This is a genomic window from Anoxybacter fermentans (genome assembly GCF_003991135.1).
Lineage (GTDB): Bacteria > Bacillota > Halanaerobiia > DY22613 > DY22613 > Anoxybacter > Anoxybacter fermentans.
Window position 1 is genome coordinate 1641527 of record NZ_CP016379.1, and the last position, 17624, is coordinate 1659150.

Annotated in this window: 13 protein-coding genes and 3 pseudogenes; 5 read left to right on the forward strand and 11 right to left on the reverse strand. The window is 33.8% G+C overall.

Annotation, left to right across the window (positions count from 1 at the left end; all coding sequences use genetic code 11):
• Window positions 1–190: 190 nt before the first annotated feature.
• Both BBF96_RS17220 and BBF96_RS17225 read right to left on the reverse strand, forming a co-directional pair.
• A complete protein-coding gene (locus tag BBF96_RS17220) occupies window positions 191–646 on the reverse strand; it encodes a hypothetical protein (RefSeq protein ID WP_335876870.1) in 456 nt (151 codons plus the stop codon).
• Between the two features lie 33 nt (window positions 647–679).
• A pseudogene (locus BBF96_RS17225) lies at window positions 680–1062 on the reverse strand (class I SAM-dependent methyltransferase); the annotation flags it as partial.
• 589 nt (window positions 1063–1651) lie between these two features.
• On the opposite strand from BBF96_RS17225, the pseudogene BBF96_RS16865 reads away from it, so the two are divergent.
• A pseudogene (locus BBF96_RS16865) lies at window positions 1652–2711 on the forward strand (transposase); the annotation flags it as partial.
• A 169-nt stretch (window positions 2712–2880) separates the two neighbouring features.
• On the opposite strand, the pseudogene BBF96_RS17390 reads toward BBF96_RS16865, so the two are convergent.
• Together BBF96_RS17390 and hcp are read right to left on the reverse strand one after the other, a co-directional pair.
• Window positions 2881–4022: pseudogene (locus BBF96_RS17390) on the reverse strand (IS256 family transposase).
• 334 nt (window positions 4023–4356) lie between these two features.
• Complete coding sequence (gene hcp, locus BBF96_RS07510; protein WP_127016565.1) at window positions 4357–5646, reverse strand: hydroxylamine reductase; 1290 nt, start codon at window positions 5644–5646, stop codon at window positions 4357–4359.
• 437 nt (window positions 5647–6083) lie between these two features.
• Between hcp and BBF96_RS07515 the strand changes: the two genes are divergently transcribed.
• Together BBF96_RS07515 and BBF96_RS07520 are read left to right on the forward strand one after the other, a co-directional pair.
• Window positions 6084–6809 carry a hypothetical protein gene (locus BBF96_RS07515; RefSeq protein ID WP_164730952.1) on the forward strand — a complete coding sequence of 242 codons (726 nt, stop codon included), beginning with the start codon at window positions 6084–6086 and terminating at the stop codon, window positions 6807–6809.
• Window positions 6757–7530 carry a leucine-rich repeat domain-containing protein gene (locus BBF96_RS07520; protein WP_164730953.1) on the forward strand — a complete coding sequence of 258 codons (774 nt, stop codon included), beginning with the start codon at window positions 6757–6759 and terminating at the stop codon, window positions 7528–7530. The genes BBF96_RS07515 and BBF96_RS07520 overlap by 53 nt, the downstream gene beginning before the upstream one ends.
• Before the next feature lie 52 nt (window positions 7531–7582).
• Here the strand turns inward: BBF96_RS07520 and BBF96_RS07525 are convergent, their stop codons facing one another.
• Window positions 7583–8785, reverse strand: a complete 1203-nt coding sequence (locus BBF96_RS07525; RefSeq protein WP_127016568.1) for an ISL3 family transposase — start codon at window positions 8783–8785, stop codon at window positions 7583–7585.
• 103 nt (window positions 8786–8888) lie between these two features.
• On the opposite strand from BBF96_RS07525, the gene BBF96_RS17395 reads away from it, so the two are divergent.
• Both BBF96_RS17395 and BBF96_RS07535 read left to right on the forward strand, forming a co-directional pair.
• Entirely contained in the window at window positions 8889–9284 is a 396-nt protein-coding gene (locus BBF96_RS17395) for a leucine-rich repeat domain-containing protein (protein ID WP_418655015.1), read from the forward strand.
• Between the two features lie 125 nt (window positions 9285–9409).
• A complete protein-coding gene (locus BBF96_RS07535; RefSeq protein WP_127016569.1) occupies window positions 9410–10264 on the forward strand; it encodes a lysophospholipid acyltransferase family protein in 855 nt (284 codons plus the stop codon).
• A gap of 598 nt (window positions 10265–10862) precedes the next feature.
• Here BBF96_RS07535 and BBF96_RS07540 read toward each other — a convergent pair.
• The 6 genes from BBF96_RS07540 to BBF96_RS07565 all read right to left on the reverse strand — a co-directional run bounded on the left by BBF96_RS07540 (window position 10863) and on the right by BBF96_RS07565 (window position 17623).
• On the reverse strand, window positions 10863–11660 hold the full coding sequence (locus BBF96_RS07540; RefSeq protein WP_127016570.1) for an SH3 domain-containing protein: 798 nt from the start codon (window positions 11658–11660) through the stop codon (window positions 10863–10865).
• 1 nt (window position 11661) lies between these two features.
• Window positions 11662–13431, reverse strand: coding sequence for a BatD family protein (locus BBF96_RS07545; RefSeq protein ID WP_127016571.1), 1770 nt, complete (start codon window positions 13429–13431; stop codon window positions 11662–11664).
• A gap of 335 nt (window positions 13432–13766) precedes the next feature.
• Window positions 13767–14663, reverse strand: a complete 897-nt coding sequence (locus BBF96_RS07550; protein WP_127016572.1) for a tetratricopeptide repeat protein — start codon at window positions 14661–14663, stop codon at window positions 13767–13769.
• On the reverse strand, window positions 14660–15661 hold the full coding sequence (locus tag BBF96_RS07555; RefSeq protein WP_127016573.1) for a vWA domain-containing protein: 1002 nt from the start codon (window positions 15659–15661) through the stop codon (window positions 14660–14662). The genes BBF96_RS07550 and BBF96_RS07555 overlap by 4 nt, the downstream gene beginning before the upstream one ends.
• Entirely contained in the window at window positions 15658–16665 is a 1008-nt protein-coding gene (locus tag BBF96_RS07560) for a vWA domain-containing protein (protein WP_205665743.1), read from the reverse strand. The genes BBF96_RS07555 and BBF96_RS07560 overlap by 4 nt, the downstream gene beginning before the upstream one ends.
• A complete protein-coding gene (locus BBF96_RS07565) occupies window positions 16658–17623 on the reverse strand; it encodes a hypothetical protein (RefSeq protein ID WP_127016574.1) in 966 nt (321 codons plus the stop codon). Before BBF96_RS07565 ends, BBF96_RS07560 begins: the two co-directional genes overlap by 8 nt.
• Window position 17624: the final 1 nt, after the last annotated feature.

The following is a 17624-nucleotide window of genomic DNA, read 5'->3' on the forward strand; positions in this document are numbered from 1 at the left end:
CCCGAGTACTGAAAAGCTTTCTACCTGTGATGTGAAAAATCCAAATACAGTATCAGTAACCATCAATGGTTGGAAGAACATTCCCCTGAAGGAATACCTATCATCTTATTTTTGCCAGTTGAAGAGTAATATTTGCCCTTTTTTATTTACCTGTAAGACCTGGCTCATTATGTAATAATTAAAGAAATAATTATTTTTGACCTCTCGCAATAATCATAACAGAAAGAGTCATATTAGGACTCTTTAATAGTAACCCGGGATTTTTCTTAAAACGCTCTAAAGTTTTTTCCCAATAATCAAAATACAAATTGTATTCTTCATCAGTTAATACTCCACTTTCCTTAAGGCCCTGGAAACGTCTTTTATTTCTTTCCATCATAATTTTACGGCTTTCAATAGTTTTCTCTACATCATCTTTATTAACTGCACAATCTAAATGTATGTTGGTTTTACCAAAAACGTTTACATTTTTTAAGCCTTCCTTGATAAAAATCTCTGGTAATTTCATACCCAGCTGTTTATTGTACCCTTTTTCTTCAGCAGCTTGATTAATTGCTTTAAGTGTTTTTATTTCAATATCATAAACCTCTTTAGGAACATTAGGCCAATTATATTGTCTTTCCTTTAGCCCTGCATCAATACACACAACTAAACCTCCAGGTTTTGTTACTCTAATCATTTCCCGCAAAACTTTTTGGGGATTTATAGTGTTGCCCAAAACAAATTGACAAACCGTTAAATCAAATTGATCATCAGAAAACTCCAGATTATAAGCGTCTTGAACATCATTATCTTAAGTTTATTTTCTTTTGATATCTCCTTGGCTACACTCAACAAATTTCTATCTATATCAATACCGTAAAAATCCCCTTCCCCAATATGACTGGCAATCATTCTAATCATCCACCCAGTTCCACAACCCACATCCAAAATTTTCTGGCCTTTTTTTACATTAATAAAATCAAAAAACTGATCTACTAAATACTTATCCCAAAGTTTTTTTCTCGATATTTCCAGTTGCTGAGCATTAAACTTTAAAATCTTTTCATTTTGTGAATACATAATTTTCACTCCCTTATTCTTGTTAATATATTCTGATTCTGAATTTTTGTTAATAACCCATTAACATATAGCGATACTCTTTCGATAATTTCCATATAATCCCATAAAGCAAGACCCGTGGAAATATAATAATTAATATACTTAACCAAACTATCAAGATCACTAATAAATTTACTTTGCTAAAATCTTTGTATAGCATTTAATTTATAATTCGAGATTTTAAACTCTAACCATTGAAGGCATTTTATCAATTTTTCTAAATTTAAAGATGTTTTGATGAACAAAAAACCACAGTTCTTTTCAACATAAAATTGGTAGAAAAAATTTGTATCAACCTTCCTCAACTCATCTAATTACAGCCCTTTCTGGGATTTTTGTGATTCTAATAATATTACACAATCATTAAGGGCTTTTGATAAATATATAGTTTTATGTTTTGGGTGGAAACAATCTAGCCCCCTAATCGATTTGGATAAAGAATACGACGATGATATAATGGTAATCGAAGGGGGTTTTTAATTTATAAAACGCAGAAAATACTCTGATGAATTCAAACAGCAAAACGCTGAATCAAGGTACTCCGAAGTAGTTAGTAGACTTGAATACTGAAAATGATAGGCTTAAAAAACTCCCTGCTGAAAAGGAGTTAGAATTAGCAGTTTTAAGAGATTTGAGGGATAAGGTAAACCCTCAGTAGCCGACAAAGTTGCTATAGCTAAAAAGTGAATAGATAAGGGATATTTAGCTAGAGGTAGCCTTATCCTCGGTTTTGTCGGCTTAACTCCTTCCACTTATTATGAGAATATATCCAAAGAACCCAAACATCAAGAAATAAAAACATTCAAACTACCCGGTAAACCCATTCCGGGTTATTCCTTAACCATCCAGGGAATAAAAATTTCGGACGGCCAAATCAAAGAATGGCTTTTGGAGCTGGTCGAAGGTGACGGATTCCCTTATGGATATGGGAAATTAACAGTTTGTCTCAGGGAAGATTATAGCCTTAGAATAAATCACAAAAAAGTTTATAGATTGTGTAAGGAATTAAATATATTAAAACCCCAACGTAAGCTTAAAAAAGGTCGTCTCGCAAGATAGCTAAACAAACGAAAGTAACCTCACCAAACCAACTGTAGGAAATGGATATTAAATTATAGATACATAAGCGGTACAGATCAGTTTTTCTTTTAACTTCTTTAATTGATGTTTTTAACCGTTCAATTATAGATTATCAGATAGGTTTATCCTGTACTGCTGATAATGCTTGTAGAGTACTAAAAAATGCACTGAGAAAAAGATAAATCGCGAAGGGAATGAATATACCTGTAATCAGAACGGATAATGATCCGCAGTTTATATCAAATAAATTTGCAAATACATTTAAGTTTCTAGGGATAAAATATGAAAGAATACCAGTTAAAACATCGAATATGAATACTCACATTGAATCATTTCATTCAATCCTGAAGAAAAAATGTTATGGAATAAATGAATTCAGCAGTTTTATGGAAGTTTATGATATAGTGACAAATTACACAAAATATTATAATCGTCGGAAACGGCATGAAAGTTTAAACTTTATAACTTCAAATCAGTATTATGAAGCAGCAACGAGCAACTCTATGAATGCAAAATCTTTTGTTGCATAATCTCCAATTTTAGGGGATCAGACCGGAAAGATTTGAATGTGTGGATTAATAATATCTGTTTTAATATTTTCTAAATATTAATCTAATTAATTACATTATTTTATTTATTGTACTATATTTTGTGTTGAATATCAATAGATGATGTCAAGAATTTTGTATAAATAAATTCTCAAGATCCATAACGCTCTTTGAAAAGTTGTTGTAATTGTTCTTTAGCACTTAAAAATCCTTTCATGTTTCGGTTACTCCATTTGGCATTATAGTTAATAACTTTCAAATAAATAATCCTCTCAGCTACTGTCTCAGTTGATAAGCTGTTAACTAGATTTAACCTTTTACGAAGCTCTTTAATAGCTCTTTCTATCCAGTTGGTAGTATAGATTGCCCTACGAATCGCAGATAGATACTTATTTCGTTTTGTCCATCCCACCAACTTTGAGTAACTTTAGGGTAAATTTGTCCCCATTTATTGCAAAATTCCTCTAATGCCTTTCTGACATATTCCATGTCAGGAGCATTATAAATGGTTTTTAAATCTTCTGTTATCTCGTTTACATGCTTTTTACGTACTTTAGTTATAGTGTTTCTAACCTTATGCACAATACACCGTTGTATGTCAGCTTTAGAATAAACTTTGAGAAATGCATCCTTCAATCCCAGAAGACCATCCATGACACCCAATAAAACTTCTTCCAGTCCCCTGGACTTTAAACTTAACAAAACTTCTTCCCAGAGAGCAGAAGATTCTGAAGCTCCTATATAGAAATCAAAAATCTCTCTATAACCTTCTTCATCGATGCCAATGATCACATATACAAATTCATTGTCAACATACTCACGACGCAACTTTACACTCATACCATCAGTGTATAGAACGCTATAACGCCTTTTGAATTTACGTTGATGCCATTTATTCAGTTCTTCTAAAGCAACATCTGTTAAATTGCTGACAGATGATGCGCTATATTTAGTACCGTACATTTTTTCAATAGTTTCAGCAATATCTCTGATACTGAGACCTTTGGCATACAATTTCTTCCAACCAATTGTCACAACGCTGATAAAGCTCAAAAAGAACAGTTTTAAATTCACCATTTCTATCTCGTGGTACCTTTAAATCCCGAATATTGCCATATTTGGTTTTAAAACTGCGAGTGTAATAACCATTACGACTATTACCTGAATTTCTTCTTGTAGGGTCATATTTTTTCATAATTTTAAAAATTCATTCAATTCAGCCTTAAAGAGCGTTTGAAAAAATTCTTTAATCAAATCAGTTAATAAACTATCTAAATCTACTTGACCTGCCATTGAAGTATACTATTCATAAGTGGAATCTTCCTTTAGGTTGAGATTTTTGTTCGGCAAACAATTACTTCAACCTTTCAAAGAGGATTCTCTTTTTTATTTATGTGAGATTTACACAAAATATTATACACTACTCTTTAAAAAATCCACCAAAACTCATAAATAATCAAACTTCAAAAAGCTAATTTTGTAAATCGAATTTTAGATGGTTTGAAAAATTTCTTTTGAAGCGAAAAATTAGCTTTTTGCAGTAAAATCATAAAAAAAGAAAAACCTCCGTCTCTCTTTTTAGAGAAACGGAGGTTTAAAATTACATGACCAGGATTACTATTAGTAATTATTCACCCAACATTTCTTTCAAATCTTCCTTAACATCACCTGTCAATTTCAGACCAAAGTTTTTAACCAGTGCATCAACTACACCAGGAGTTAAAAACTCAGGTGCTTTAGGCCCGATATAGATATTCTTTATACCCAGGCTGAAGAGACCCAGAAGAATTGCAACGGCTTTTTGTTCAAACCAGGAAAGTACAATATTTAAAGGCAGATCATTAACAGAGCAATCAAAAGCTTCTGCTAAAGCTACTGCAATCTTGACTGCAGAGATAGAGTTATTGCACTGACCAAGATCAATATAGCGTGGGATATTGGTTCCTGGTACAGTACCATAATCTATATCATTAAATCTAAACTTACCACAGGAAGTAGTAAGAATTACACAGTCTTCTGGTAGAGATGTTGCCAATTCTCTGTAGTATTCGCCACCTTTACCAGGAGCATCGCAACCAGCAATTACAAAGAACTTACGAATCTTACCACTCTTTACAGCATCAATGATCTCTGAAGCAATAGAGAGTACTGTCTCATGATGGAAACCGGTTACAAGGGTCTTATCAGAATCCATATTGGCCTCTGGTAAAGAAAGAGCTTTTTCGATAATAGGAGTAAAATCATCATTTTCAATCTTTTGCACACCCTCTAAACCTGCTACATCATAAGCAAAGAAACGATCAGAATAGCTACCTTTAATTGGCATGATACAGTTTGTTGTACCCAAAATTGCTCCAGGGAACTCCTCAAAGAGTTTACGCTGATCATACCATGCTTTACCTACATTTCCTTTAAGATGCTTATATTTACGCAATTCTGGATAACCATGAGCTGGCAGCATTTCTGAGTGGGTATAGATATTAACACCTTTACCTTCACTTTGTTCCAACAATTTCTTTAAAGCATACAGATTATGACCAGTAACCAGTATACAATGTCCTTCAACTTTGTCTTCGGTTACAGTAACCGGAGATGGTACACCAAGTTTTGAAGTATGAGCTTTATCTAAAAGATCCATTACCTTTACAGTTGCCTGACCCACTTTCAGAGCCATATCGATATGCTCCTGTAAGTTAAAGTTTACATTGGTTAATGTAATATAAAGTGCTTCCTGAATAATAGCATCAATTTCTGGATCAGTATAACCCAATTGACGTGCGTGCGTTGCGTATGCAGCTACACCTTTCAAACCGAAGATAATAGTATCCTGCAGACTTGCAATATCCTCATTCTTACCACAAACACCTACTTTTGTACAGCCACCCTTTGGAGTCTGTTCGCATTGATAACAAAACATCCTTAACTCTCCTCCTTTGGTATTTTTTGATTTTTGATATTCTAAATCTTTTCCCCTAAATTTATTGAGTCGGGATTAATTAAAATGGGGGACTTTCACCTTACACCTCCATTATAGTTTCAGAAAGGGATAACTAGCGATGATATATGTCACTTTTTACTGTGATTATTATCACTCTTTCAAATCTTTTTCAAAGCATTTAACCTTTAATCTTAAAGATAAACTACTGAAGAAAAAATTAAAATAAATTTTACTATTTAAGTTGAATTTCCTAAATATTCAGTATTCACCTATTTTAAAAAGTTTTATCAGATGATGCATATTGATTAATTTACTCCTATTTTTTAATTATTCTTTGAACTATTTGAAGGAAAAGTTTAATATATGCGAATATATTCACAATATATATTTTTTACTAAATAAGGGAGTGGTTTAAATTGAAAAGTAAAATTGGGTATTTGCTGATAATTCTAACTTTAATTTTGGGAGGGTGTATTAATACAACAAATACATTGAAATCAATCGAACTATCTCCCACTCAAATCACATTACACCCCGGTGAAACCCAGGAATTTTTAGCAATCGGTAAGGATCAAAATGGAAATGTAATAAAATTTAATCCATCCTGGACTCTAAGCTCCAATATTGGAACTCTTAGTTCAACCACTGGAAGTACTACCACTTTCACCGCTACAAGTCCGGGTAAAGCTACTTTAACTGTAAGTTCAGGAGTATTATCAGCAAGTGCATCTATAACTATTGTGGAAAATAATGTTTTAACAAGTTTAAGCATTACACCTTCTTCTGTAAGAATAGGACTAAACCAGACACAAGAATTTCAAGTTGTTGGAAAAGATCAATACGGAAATGAAATAGAAATAAATCCCACATGGGTTGTGACAGGTGAAATTGGAACAGTTAATCCTGAAAGTGGAGTTTGTACTACTTTTACAGCAACTGCTGCTGGAACTGGAACACTAACAGCAAGTGTTGGTGATATTTCCTGTAGTGTAGAAATAACCGTTGAATCTCCTGTAGAATTCGCTGATCCAAATCTAGAAGCTGTTATTCGTGAGGAACTGCAAAAATTTGAAGGTCCTCTCTATCCTTTTGAACTGGAATCTCTATATTCTCTTTCTGCCGATGAAAAAAAAGATTTTTAATTTAGCCGGAATAGAATATTGTACCAATTTATCATACTTAAATCTTGATGACAATTATATCTCTGACTTGACTCCTTTAGCCAACCTTACAAAATTGGAATATTTATATCTGAATTATAATCAAATCCAAAATATCAGTCTATTAGCAAATTTAACAGAATTAATACTTCTGGGACTGGGTGAAAATCAAATCACAGATATTACACCTCTAAATAATTTAGTAAAATTAGAAACACTTTATTTATATAACAACCCCATTGTTGATCTTTCACCCATTTCGGAATTAGTTCAGCTAAAAAAACTTGATGCAGAGTATCTTCAAATTTCAGATATAAGTTTTCTATCAAATTTAACCCAACTTACTGAATTATATTTATCTTATAACCAAATTTCTGACCTATCTCCTTTACAAAACCTGACTAATTTAGAAATTCTCTGTTTGGATGAAAATCCAATCAGTGATATAACTCCTTTGGCAAACTTAACAAAAATGGAAATTCTAAATTTATCTGATACTTCTGGAATTAGTGACATTCAACCATTAGAAGGGATGGTTAATCTAAAGACATTACGGCTTAGTGATAATAAAATAACAGACATTTCTCCTTTGAAAAATATGTTATATTTAGAATATTTAGACCTTTCTTATAACTTGATTTCCGATATTTCTATCCTTAGCAACAAAAAATATTGGCTCTCCGTCAAATGTTGTGAAAGATAAGTTGGCTCCGTTGAATTGATTGGTAAATTGATTTTGAAATAAACATTTAAATTTAATAACTTAACATTGCATTAAATACTCTTCTCCTTAGATTCATAACATTTGGAACACCATATCCAATCCTTTTGATCAATTTAATCTTGTTATTGATACCCTCAGCAAAGCCATTGGTTATCTTATTCTTAAAATAATTTAGTATTTTTTCTTCCCATCTTTGTATTATCTTTTTTACCTGGTAAAAAGGCATCAGCTTGCTTTTTATTACTTCTTTATACCACCTTTTTAGAGCTCTGGTGGCTTCTTTCACATCATCTAGCTGCAATAGGTCTCTGAATTCCTCTTTTAATTCCCAGGCCTTTTCTAGAGCTGGACTGAGTTCAAATAATTTGATGAGCTTTTCATGTTCTTCATCTGTCAATTCTTCAGCTCGTTTTTGGAGTAATAAACGACTTTGAAAAAACTTTCTTCTCTGATGATTATTTACTGTTTGTTGAACTTGTTTTCTAACTTCATCAAGGGCTCTGTTCATTAAAGTTACAAGATGAAATTTATCTATAACAATTTTTGCATGAGTAAATGCTGCATCTGCTACTGCTTTGAACGGCCGCCACATATCCATAGAGATCGATTGAATCTGTCGTCTTTGTTCATCTTCCCAACAATTAAAGTAGTCAATTAAATCATCCTTTTTGCGAGTAGGTAAAATGTCAATTAACTCCCGATTAATTGGATCTGTAATGCTAACTCCATATTTATGGCGTTTTAAAACTGCAAATTCATCGATACTGATGGCTTTTAATTGACTAAGTTTTGAAACTTGTTGTTTAATGAGAGGGTCAACTACTTTTTTAACTGCATTATTAACAGCTGTATAACTTAACCCGTTTTCTCTAGCAACTTTAGAATAATCCTTGCTGACAGTTTCTTTAGCAAGATATTTATCAAAGCGTTTGGTTTTACGGGCATATTTATCAATACTTTCATATTTTTCAGGGATACCCCTCTTATGACAATAAGGACAACGATATCTTTTTTTTAGAAGTCTAATGATTACTAGTTTACCTCTTATGGGGATGTCTCTAATATTTTGCCATTTTGTATCATGGATTTTATTAGTGATATTACCACACTGAGGACACACAATGTGATTTTTCTTTGCTTCAGCGATAAAAATATATCTGTCCTCCGTTGAAATAATTTCAGTTGCAATAATGTCTGGCAAATCAAGAAATTTTATGATATTATTATATTGCATTTGCTGGACTCCTTTCTTTGGTTTTTAGTTCGCAACTAATTAATTCAACGGAGCCAGCAAATGCCTTTTTATTTTTTATAATTTTTTCTTCACAACATTAATTATAGACCCAAAATATTTAAAGAAATTAGTCCTGGATTACAACCGTATTACTGATATTAGTCCATTAGCTGAGTGTACATCACTTGAATATTTACGTCTTGTTGAGATTCAAATTAAAGATATTACACCACTAACTAACCTAATATTTCTATCATCACTTGATTTAAGTTCCAATCTAATCGAAGATATAACCCCCCTTAAAAACCTGAATTACCTTGAATGGCTCAATCTTAATTCCAATCAAATTAATGACCTGACTCCTTTAGTAGAAAATACAGGTCTAAATTTCGGTGATTATCTTGACATTCGTTACAATTCACTGGATTTAACAGAAGGCTCTCCAGATTTAGAGGCAATCAACACCTTAATCGAACGTGGAATAGAAGTAGATTATTAATCTTTAATCCTTCGGAAAGATTAAACTCTAAGGGCCAGGCATTCTGCCTGGTCTTTTGAAATGTTGACAACCCCTATAATTTTCCGGTAGAATAACTATAACAAAATCTTTAAGGAGAGTTTATCATGAATTCAGCCAAAATTATTCACAAAATTACAAATCTATTACCATCATCTTCTATCCCCATCTTAAGTTCTCTATTAAGCCGCCTGGCTTACTCTCTTCATGAAAAAAGCCATCATAGACAGGAAATTCATAATGCAATTGCTTCTGCCTTGCACTTACCTTTAGATAATCCTCAAGTAGATAAACTGGTAAAAGCCAACTTTAAACACCTACTTCAGACCATCTTTGAAATAGCCCGTTTTGATCAATTAAAAAAAGAGTGGTCTAATTTAATCAAAATTGAAGGTATAGAACACTATCAGAAAATTCACAAATCCGGACAGGGAATAATTTTATTAAGTGCCCACATTGGAAACTGGGAACTTTTGATCAGTGGATTACCCCTTTTAGGTATTAAAAAACCTTATGCTCTGACATGGAAACAACCAGAATCAGATTTGAATAATCTCTTAAACCACCAGCGTACCCTCTGGGGAACCCGTATTTTATGGACACAGGAATTGGACAGAGAAAAGATAAAAGAAATACTCACCAATAATGGTACACTTCTTATCTTCGCCGATCACTATCAATTGGGCAAAACTACGGTGAATTTCTTTGGCCATCCTACCAGAATTCCTGCCGGACCAGTACTTTTTGCCCGAAAATATAACGCGGCTCTACTACCAATCCATACATACAGGAAAGGTAATAGACACCACATAATTATCGAACCAGCTTTAACTTTAAAATCTTCTACTGAAGATTTAACTCCTGATCTACAAAAATGTATCAATTTTATTGAAAGATGGATTCTTAAAAATCCTGAACAATGGATGTGGATTTTTAAACGGGGAGAATGGTGTCTGGAATAAAACTTCTTTTGAAATTAATAACCATTTTCAATAACGCTAAAAAGAAAAAAACACCGGTAAATCCGACTTTTTACATCTATCTGAATATTATTTGTAATTTCATTGAAAATAATTATTATTGTTAAAAATGTTGAAAAATTCTTTAAAAAATTATCTCCTTTCCCAGATCAATAATCTTTTTATAATTTCTTCAAAATTCTATTTTATCAAGCCACTATCTAACTTTTTTCTTTTCCATTCAATCTCATAGGTAAATATTAACTCCTGTAACATTTTAAACACCCCCTTAATATATAATTACTTTAATTTTTTTAATCTTTTTAACCCCTATATGTAACTATTTCTCATTCAATCTTTAATTTTTTTAATATAAAAATCAACTTTGTTAATTTTATTATATTTTTTTCTCTCCCCCTTGTCAATAGATTTCAAGAAAAATCTTTAAAATTTTAAAAGTTAATATTAAAATAATTGATTTTTACCTTGATAATTTTAATATTTTTCACTTAAGTACTTCACTCAGATACAATATAAAAAACCTTTCGCCCTTGTTATCTCAGGCGAAAGGTTAAACAAATAAATCCGGGCCAGGCCGAATTTATTTTTGAAATTTTAGCCACAAAGAATCAACCTCTTTATCCTGTACCCAACCTTTTTTCCCATCATATCGCCGAATTAAGAACCATCCATTACGGATAGTCTCAACCTCAACAGAATCTCCTTCAGTTAAAGTATAATGAACTTCCCCCATCAAAGATGGCTCAAAACGGGCTACTGTCTCTTTAACCACAACAATGGCTGGATTTGTAAAATAACGCCAGTATGCACTGAGTCCTGTTCCGACAGAGAATAAAATAAAACATAGTAAAACTATAAATACCGGAATTTTGAGATACTGCCTCAGTTTGGGAATAAATAACCACAGCATAATCAATATTACTATTAAGGTATAAAAGACACTGGTCAATAAAGCCAGCTCACGTAAAGTTAAATAATCCGTCAACCAATTAGTAAACCGTATCAACCAGCCCTTTCCTGCATCTGATAATTGTAACTCCTTTTTAAGATATTCCAGATTTGAACGAAGATCAGGATCGCGGGGAATGAAATATCTGGCTCTTAAATAATTTAAATAAGCTTTTCCCTTTTCCCCCATTCTGTAGTAAGCATTGGCCAAATTATAATAAAGCTCTCCACTGACATAACCGGTATTTAAAATATGCTGATAAGTCTGAACTGCTTTTTCAAAGTTACCATCTTCATAATAACTGTTGGCCTTATAAAATAATGAATGAAGATTAGAATATATTTCATCATTTTCAGCATAACTACTGGAGATGGCAAAAAATAAGAGAATCACTATAACCAATGATAATATTTTTACTGTTTTTAACATCTTACGCCACCTCCCCTTTTTCAATCTGTGATATGATAGTACGGGCTTTCTTTAACATTCGCTCCATATCAGCCTCAGTACTAAAAGAACCGGCAAATCTTTTTTCATCTATCTCGCGATAAAATTCTTTAATCTCCTCAATTAACTCTAATGATAAGCCAGCCTTTAACAAACGATCAGTCTCATAATCAGAAATCCCTGTAATTGCAATCTGGAAATATTCCTTAAAATAATTCTGTACTGCCTGATAAATAGTATTATAAAATTCATCTTTCTCTCCTTTTTTAAGCAGCTTTTCTCCTTCTTTTAAAAGTTTTTGTATTCTAGCCTTAGCTTCTTTTCTCTTCCGCTCCGCCAAAGTCTCCCGATTTAGTTTCCAATATAATATCACTCCAACAATCAAAACTATTAAAACAGCCAGATTATAACCCCAAAAATAATAAGAGGTTAAAATAGTTTGACCCACCGGCATAAATCGCCCAGTATTACTTTTAATGTAAAGAATATCCTGACCAACAACCTGCTCTTTACCTTCTTTCTTACTATAATCCATCACCTGGCTTGTCTTTTCACCTGTTCCAATAACCTGAATAGGAATAGGCCCGTGCTCAATGGTATGGTACTTTTCTTCCTCAGGATCAAAATAACTGAAAGAAATTACGGGCAGAGCTTTGACTTTTGATTTTGGAATCACCACTTGTTCAAATACTTTCTCCCCAATCCCTGATTCGCCTGATTTTGTACTTACCGTTTGAGGATCATAATATTTAAATTGGGAATTTTTTTCAAGTTCAGGAGCAGTAACAGTGTTAAAATTACCCTTTCCAGTAATTCGAGTCCGTATAGTTACCGGTTCTCCCAGTTTTACCTGATCTGGAGTTATCGTAACTTCCATGTTAAAGCGGCCAATAGCCCCTTTAAAATTGGCAGGCCTCCCCTCAAGAGGAAAATCCAGAACCTTAAGAGTTATTTCTTCTGAAAGTAAATTTAACGGATACAGATCATAATCTGTACTGAAAAAACTATCAAAAAAACTAGTACTTCTGCTTCGCCGCGGTATTACCACATCTGCTTTTAATATCACAGGGCCAATCTTATACTCTCCCTTAGAGATAGGTTGAATAGTAGTTTTAAATGGATAAACATAATAATATTGACCATTTCGTATCTCCATACTTTTAACCGGCTCTCTAAAAGGCTTTAAAAGAAAATTTTTCAAATCTAATTCCGGGTAATGGATATTTGTAAGTTCAATATCCCTATGAAAGAAAAGTTTAATGGTCAGCGGAATCTCTTCATTGATATAAACCCGTTTCCGGTCTAATTCAACCTCCAGAAAAATTAAATCTTTCAATTTCTCTTCTAAAGTCCTATTCTTCCCCTGGCCCCGTTCCTCTACAATAATCTGAATTGGCTGAGTATAATATTTTTTTCCCCTGACTTTTACCTCAATAGGTGGAATCTCTAACTTTCCGGTCTTTAAAGGGATCAATGAATAGAGATGACTCACCGATTCGGTTTTTTTTCCATTAACGATGGAAACCTGGGTACTGGGGCCATAATATTGAACCTTAAAATCTGGAATCTGAATATCAGGGGCAGGAGAATTCAAATCCCCCTGAATTTGAACTGTTAAAGTCAGAGACTGACCTACTTCAACTCTACTCTCACTTACAAAGGCATTGACCTGGATTTCTTTTGCTAACACAGGTAGGCTTAATAATAGAATAAAAATACATATTACTAGTAGTACCATGTAATTTTTCTTCATATAATCATCTCCTTCAGGAGTGATTTTTCAATGTTTAGGAAATTATACTTTTTCGCAGGTTGCGGATAACATTTGGTATGATTAAACTGCAAAAAGCTAATTTTGAGCAACACAGAAATTTTTCGTTAAACCATCTTAGTGAGATTTCAGTCGAAATAAGACCTCATATGAGGATTGATGAACTAATCAAGGGTCAGGATGACCCATTGATTAGAGTGGCTTATTTCGACCGAAATCGAGCTTTAGATGGTTCGAAAAATTTCTCCTTAAGCGAAAAATTAGCTTTTTGCAGTAAAATAAGATTTAGTGCCGAAGGGCATTTTATTCTTTTATAATTACCAATCTTTATCAGTAGAATACTGGCTTTTATCCTGATATAGTTGAATTGGAATAAATTCTCCATTCTGATTTTTAAACTGTTCTAAGAGCTTAAGTACTTCTTCTTTTGTCAATCCCTGCATTGGAATAAATTCCTGTTTTTCTTCAGCCTCTTCCTTTTGATTAGCACCAACTGATTCTTTATCCTGTTTTGATTGATCTTTAGAATCTTCATTCTGCAGTTGAGTATCTTGGCTCTCCTCTTTTTTTGAATTTTGCTGGTTATTATGAGAATTTTGCTGATTTTTAAGTTGTTCTTTCTTCTGATCATTTTGGTTCTTTTGGTCTTTTTGACCCTGGTGGTCATATTGATTCTGTTTATTCTTTTGGTTTTGCTCTTTATTTTGATTCTGTTCCCGATTTTTCTCCATCTGATCCTTCAACTCTTTAAGTTTCTTTTTTACAAATTCATAGTTAAATTTGGCATCTTTATCTTTAGGGTTAGCTTTGATTACATTCTGATAGTGCTGTAACGCTGTCTCAAACTTATTTATAGCTTCTAGAGGATTTTCTTTAAGGAAAGCTTCTCCCTGACGATAAACCGTATTTCCCAAATTATATTCGGCTCGATTTTGGAGTTCTTTATCCTTACTCAAATTTAGTACTTTCTTAAAGTGGTCTTCAGCACCAGCAAAGTCTTCTTTTTTATAGAGTACATGACCTAGATTATAGTGAACCACAGGTTCATCAGGGGCGTCCACTAAAGCTTGTCTATAGGCTTCGATTGCTTTTTCAAGCTGGCCCCGGGCCAGTTCCTTATTACCCCGGGTCAACTCATTTTGCCAGCTATTAAAGGTAAAACCTGTTCCCAGTAATATTAAAATCAAAACAACCGGGATAAATTTTCCTCTCATGAGTGAACCCCCTTTTTTACTCCTATCAACATCTCAGCACCAATTAAGATGATCCCCATCAAAAGAAAGATTTGATACCGCTTATGATACTTCTTTTTCCGGGTAGTACTAAACTCTGTCTTTTTCAACTTTCCGATAAATCTATCATAAATAGAATCCAGTCCAGCAATATCTGCACCTGAAATATAAACACCACCAGCACCAGCAGCCATCTCTTTTAAAAGCTTTTCATTTAACTTAGACTTAACCACATTACCATTTTTATCTTTCAAAAATTGACGATGACCATCCTCAACTATAGGGATTAATTCTCCAGAAGTTGTCCCCATGCCAATAATAATTAACTGAATTCCTTCTTCTGCTGCTTTTTCAGCCATCTTAACAGGATCACCCTGATGGTTCTCTCCATCTGTAATGAGAAACAGAACTTTGTTTTCCGCCCCTGCATTGGTAAAAGCCTCAAGAGCATTTTTAATTGCTTCCCCAATAGCTGTTCCTCCCTGGGGCATTATTTCAGGTGAAAGAGCTTGAACTCCCTGCATAAACGCATTATAGTCAATTGTTAAAGGCACCTGTAAAAAACTGGTTCCTGCAAAGGTAACCAGACCCACCCGGTCTCCTTCCAACCGGTCAAGCAAGTCCTGAATTAAAAGTTTGGCCCTTTCCAGCCGATTAGGGCGCACATCTTCTGCCAGCATACTTTTGGAGGCATCCACAGCAATGATAATATCAATTCCTCGATGGGTCACCGTTTCCCAATGGAAGCCCCACTGAGGTCCTAAGAGAGCTATAAGCAAGAATAAAATTCCCATAATTAACAATCCAGCTCTCAATTTCTCCTCCCAGGGGCGATAATTGATTAATAATTTTTCCAATAAAGGTGAATTAGCTAAATAGTTAAGATCTTTACGACGTTTTCTTAAACTCCAGACAAAAAAGCCAATCAAAATAGGTATTAAACTAAATAAATATATATATTGTTGGTTTTCAAATCTCATGGTAATCGCCTCATCACCGTATTTTTTAAAATTATCTCAATACTAAGGAATATCAATGCCCAGAGGATAAAATATGGATAAAATTCTTTATAACGATAGAATTCCGTCATCTCAATCTTTGATTTTTCCAGTTTATCTATCTCTTCATAAACCTTATAAAGTTCTTCCGTATCTGTCGCCCGGTAATAATGCCCTCCTGTTTTTTCAGCAATCTCTGTTAAAAGTTCATCATCAATATCAATTCTGACTTTTTGATAGAATTTACGTCCAAAGGAATCCTGTACCGGATAGGGGACAGGGCCTCTGCTCCCAGCCCCTATAGTATAAATTCTAATACCCAAAGCTTTAGCAGCTTCGGCTGCAACTTCAGGCTGAATCTCTCCTCTATTATTTTTACCATCAGTAAGTAGAATGAGAACTTTACTTTTTGCTTCAGAATCTTTCAGCCTGTTTAGGGATGTCATAATAGCTGAACCAATGGCAGTTCCATCCTCAACCATACCTATTTCAAGTTCTGCAAGACGTTGAAGCAACCAGTCCTGATCCCAGGTCAATGGTGCTACAGTATACGGTCTACCAGCAAATACCACCATTCCCAATCGATCATTAAATCGTCGTGGGATAAAATCCTCAAGCACCCGCTTTACTATATCTAATCGATTATATCGCTTACCATCTATCGTAAAATCTTCAGCCAGCATACTGGTAGATACATCAATAGCAAGGATTATATCAATCCCTTCTTCTATCACCCGCTCTTTTCTAACACCCAACTGAGGACGGGCCAGTGCAATAATAAGTAAAATCAATACCAATGCCCTAAGTAGAGGTATTAAGGGCTGAAACCTGACTTTTAATGAGCGGGGCATCTGTTTTAAGTGAACTAAAGATGGAAAATGTAAACTGGCTTCATTTTTTCTTTTCTGACTCAACCAGAAAATTAGGGGAATGAGGAGAATCAAGAGCAGAAAAAGTGGATTTTTAAAGATCAGATTCCTATACATCTTCCTCTCCCCCTTCTTCTACAAATCTAGTTTCATCTACAAAACGTCTGGCTGTCTTAAAGGCCTGTTCGATCTCCTCATATGCGGGGATATGTCGGGCATATTTAACCAGATCGGATTGGTATAAAAATTTTTTAAGTAACTCCTGATGCTCCAAAGCCAATTCCAATTTTCGTATGGCTTGTTCTAAAAACTCCTGAGTAGTCATCTCCCGGGCCTTAGCCCCAAAACGATTTTCAATATATTCCCGGACAATCTCAGAAAGAATTGTAAAGTAGCGGTCAATCTCTCCCTTTTCCAATAAATCTGAAGCTTCAAGCTCTGCCAGACGTTGATAAGCAATCTCATGGGCCGGTAAAGAAGTTTCTTTAACTATCTCTATATCGTTCTTCTTTTTCAAATGGCGGAAAATTAAATAACCAATCATACCTAGAAGAATCAAACCTGCCAAAAGGTAATAAATAAGTTGATTTGACGACACATTTTCCACCGGTTTTAAATCCCGAATATCTTTAGCATCTTCAGATAATAAACTCTCCACCACCAGAGTTAAACCTGGTACAATCCATTCTTTTTTTTCACCTTCAGGAGTTGTGTATTTAACTACAATTTCTGGTAGTTGATACTTCCCAGGTTCAAAAGTCATAAAACAATATCTATCTTCATAATGGACTATTCCCCATTTTTTATCTGGCCCTTTTTTCTCTTTTCTTTTAAGTTCAACACCTTTAGGTGGAGAAATCACCGGCATCTCTACAGTATAGCCTGGTTTTGTTAAAACTGTGAGGGTTACAATCATCTCATCACCAATCAAAAAAGCTTCCCGGTTTAATTTTAAATCTGCCTGAATTGGCCCTTTAAATTTTGGTTTTCTTAAGAGATACATTCCACCAGAAAAAAGCAGAGCAATCAGGCAGATAAGTAAAATTATAACCAATGATTGTTTTGTAAGTCGCATC

Bases quoted from the DNA above. Each gene is read 5' to 3' on its own strand.
- BBF96_RS07540 (WP_127016570.1), bottom strand. From the start codon at position 11,660: ATGTTAAAAACAGTAAAAATATTATCATTGGTTATAGTGATTCTCTTA.
- BBF96_RS07550 (WP_127016572.1), bottom strand. From the start codon at position 14,663: ATGAGAGGAAAATTTATCCCGGTTGTTTTGATTTTAATATTACTGGGA.
- BBF96_RS07555 (WP_127016573.1), bottom strand. From the start codon at position 15,661: ATGAGATTTGAAAACCAACAATATATATATTTATTTAGTTTAATACCT.
- hcp (WP_127016565.1), bottom strand. From the start codon at position 5,646: ATGTTTTGTTATCAATGCGAACAGACTCCAAAGGGTGGCTGTACAAAA.
- BBF96_RS07565 (WP_127016574.1), bottom strand. From the start codon at position 17,623: ATGCGACTTACAAAACAATCATTGGTTATAATTTTACTTATCTGCCTG.
- BBF96_RS07560 (WP_205665743.1), bottom strand. From the start codon at position 16,665: ATGTATAGGAATCTGATCTTTAAAAATCCACTTTTTCTGCTCTTGATT.
- BBF96_RS07525 (WP_127016568.1), bottom strand. From the start codon at position 8,785: ATGCAATATAATAATATCATAAAATTTCTTGATTTGCCAGACATTATT.
- BBF96_RS07535 (WP_127016569.1), top strand. From the start codon at position 9,410: ATGAATTCAGCCAAAATTATTCACAAAATTACAAATCTATTACCATCA.
- BBF96_RS07545 (WP_127016571.1), bottom strand. From the start codon at position 13,431: ATGAAGAAAAATTACATGGTACTACTAGTAATATGTATTTTTATTCTA.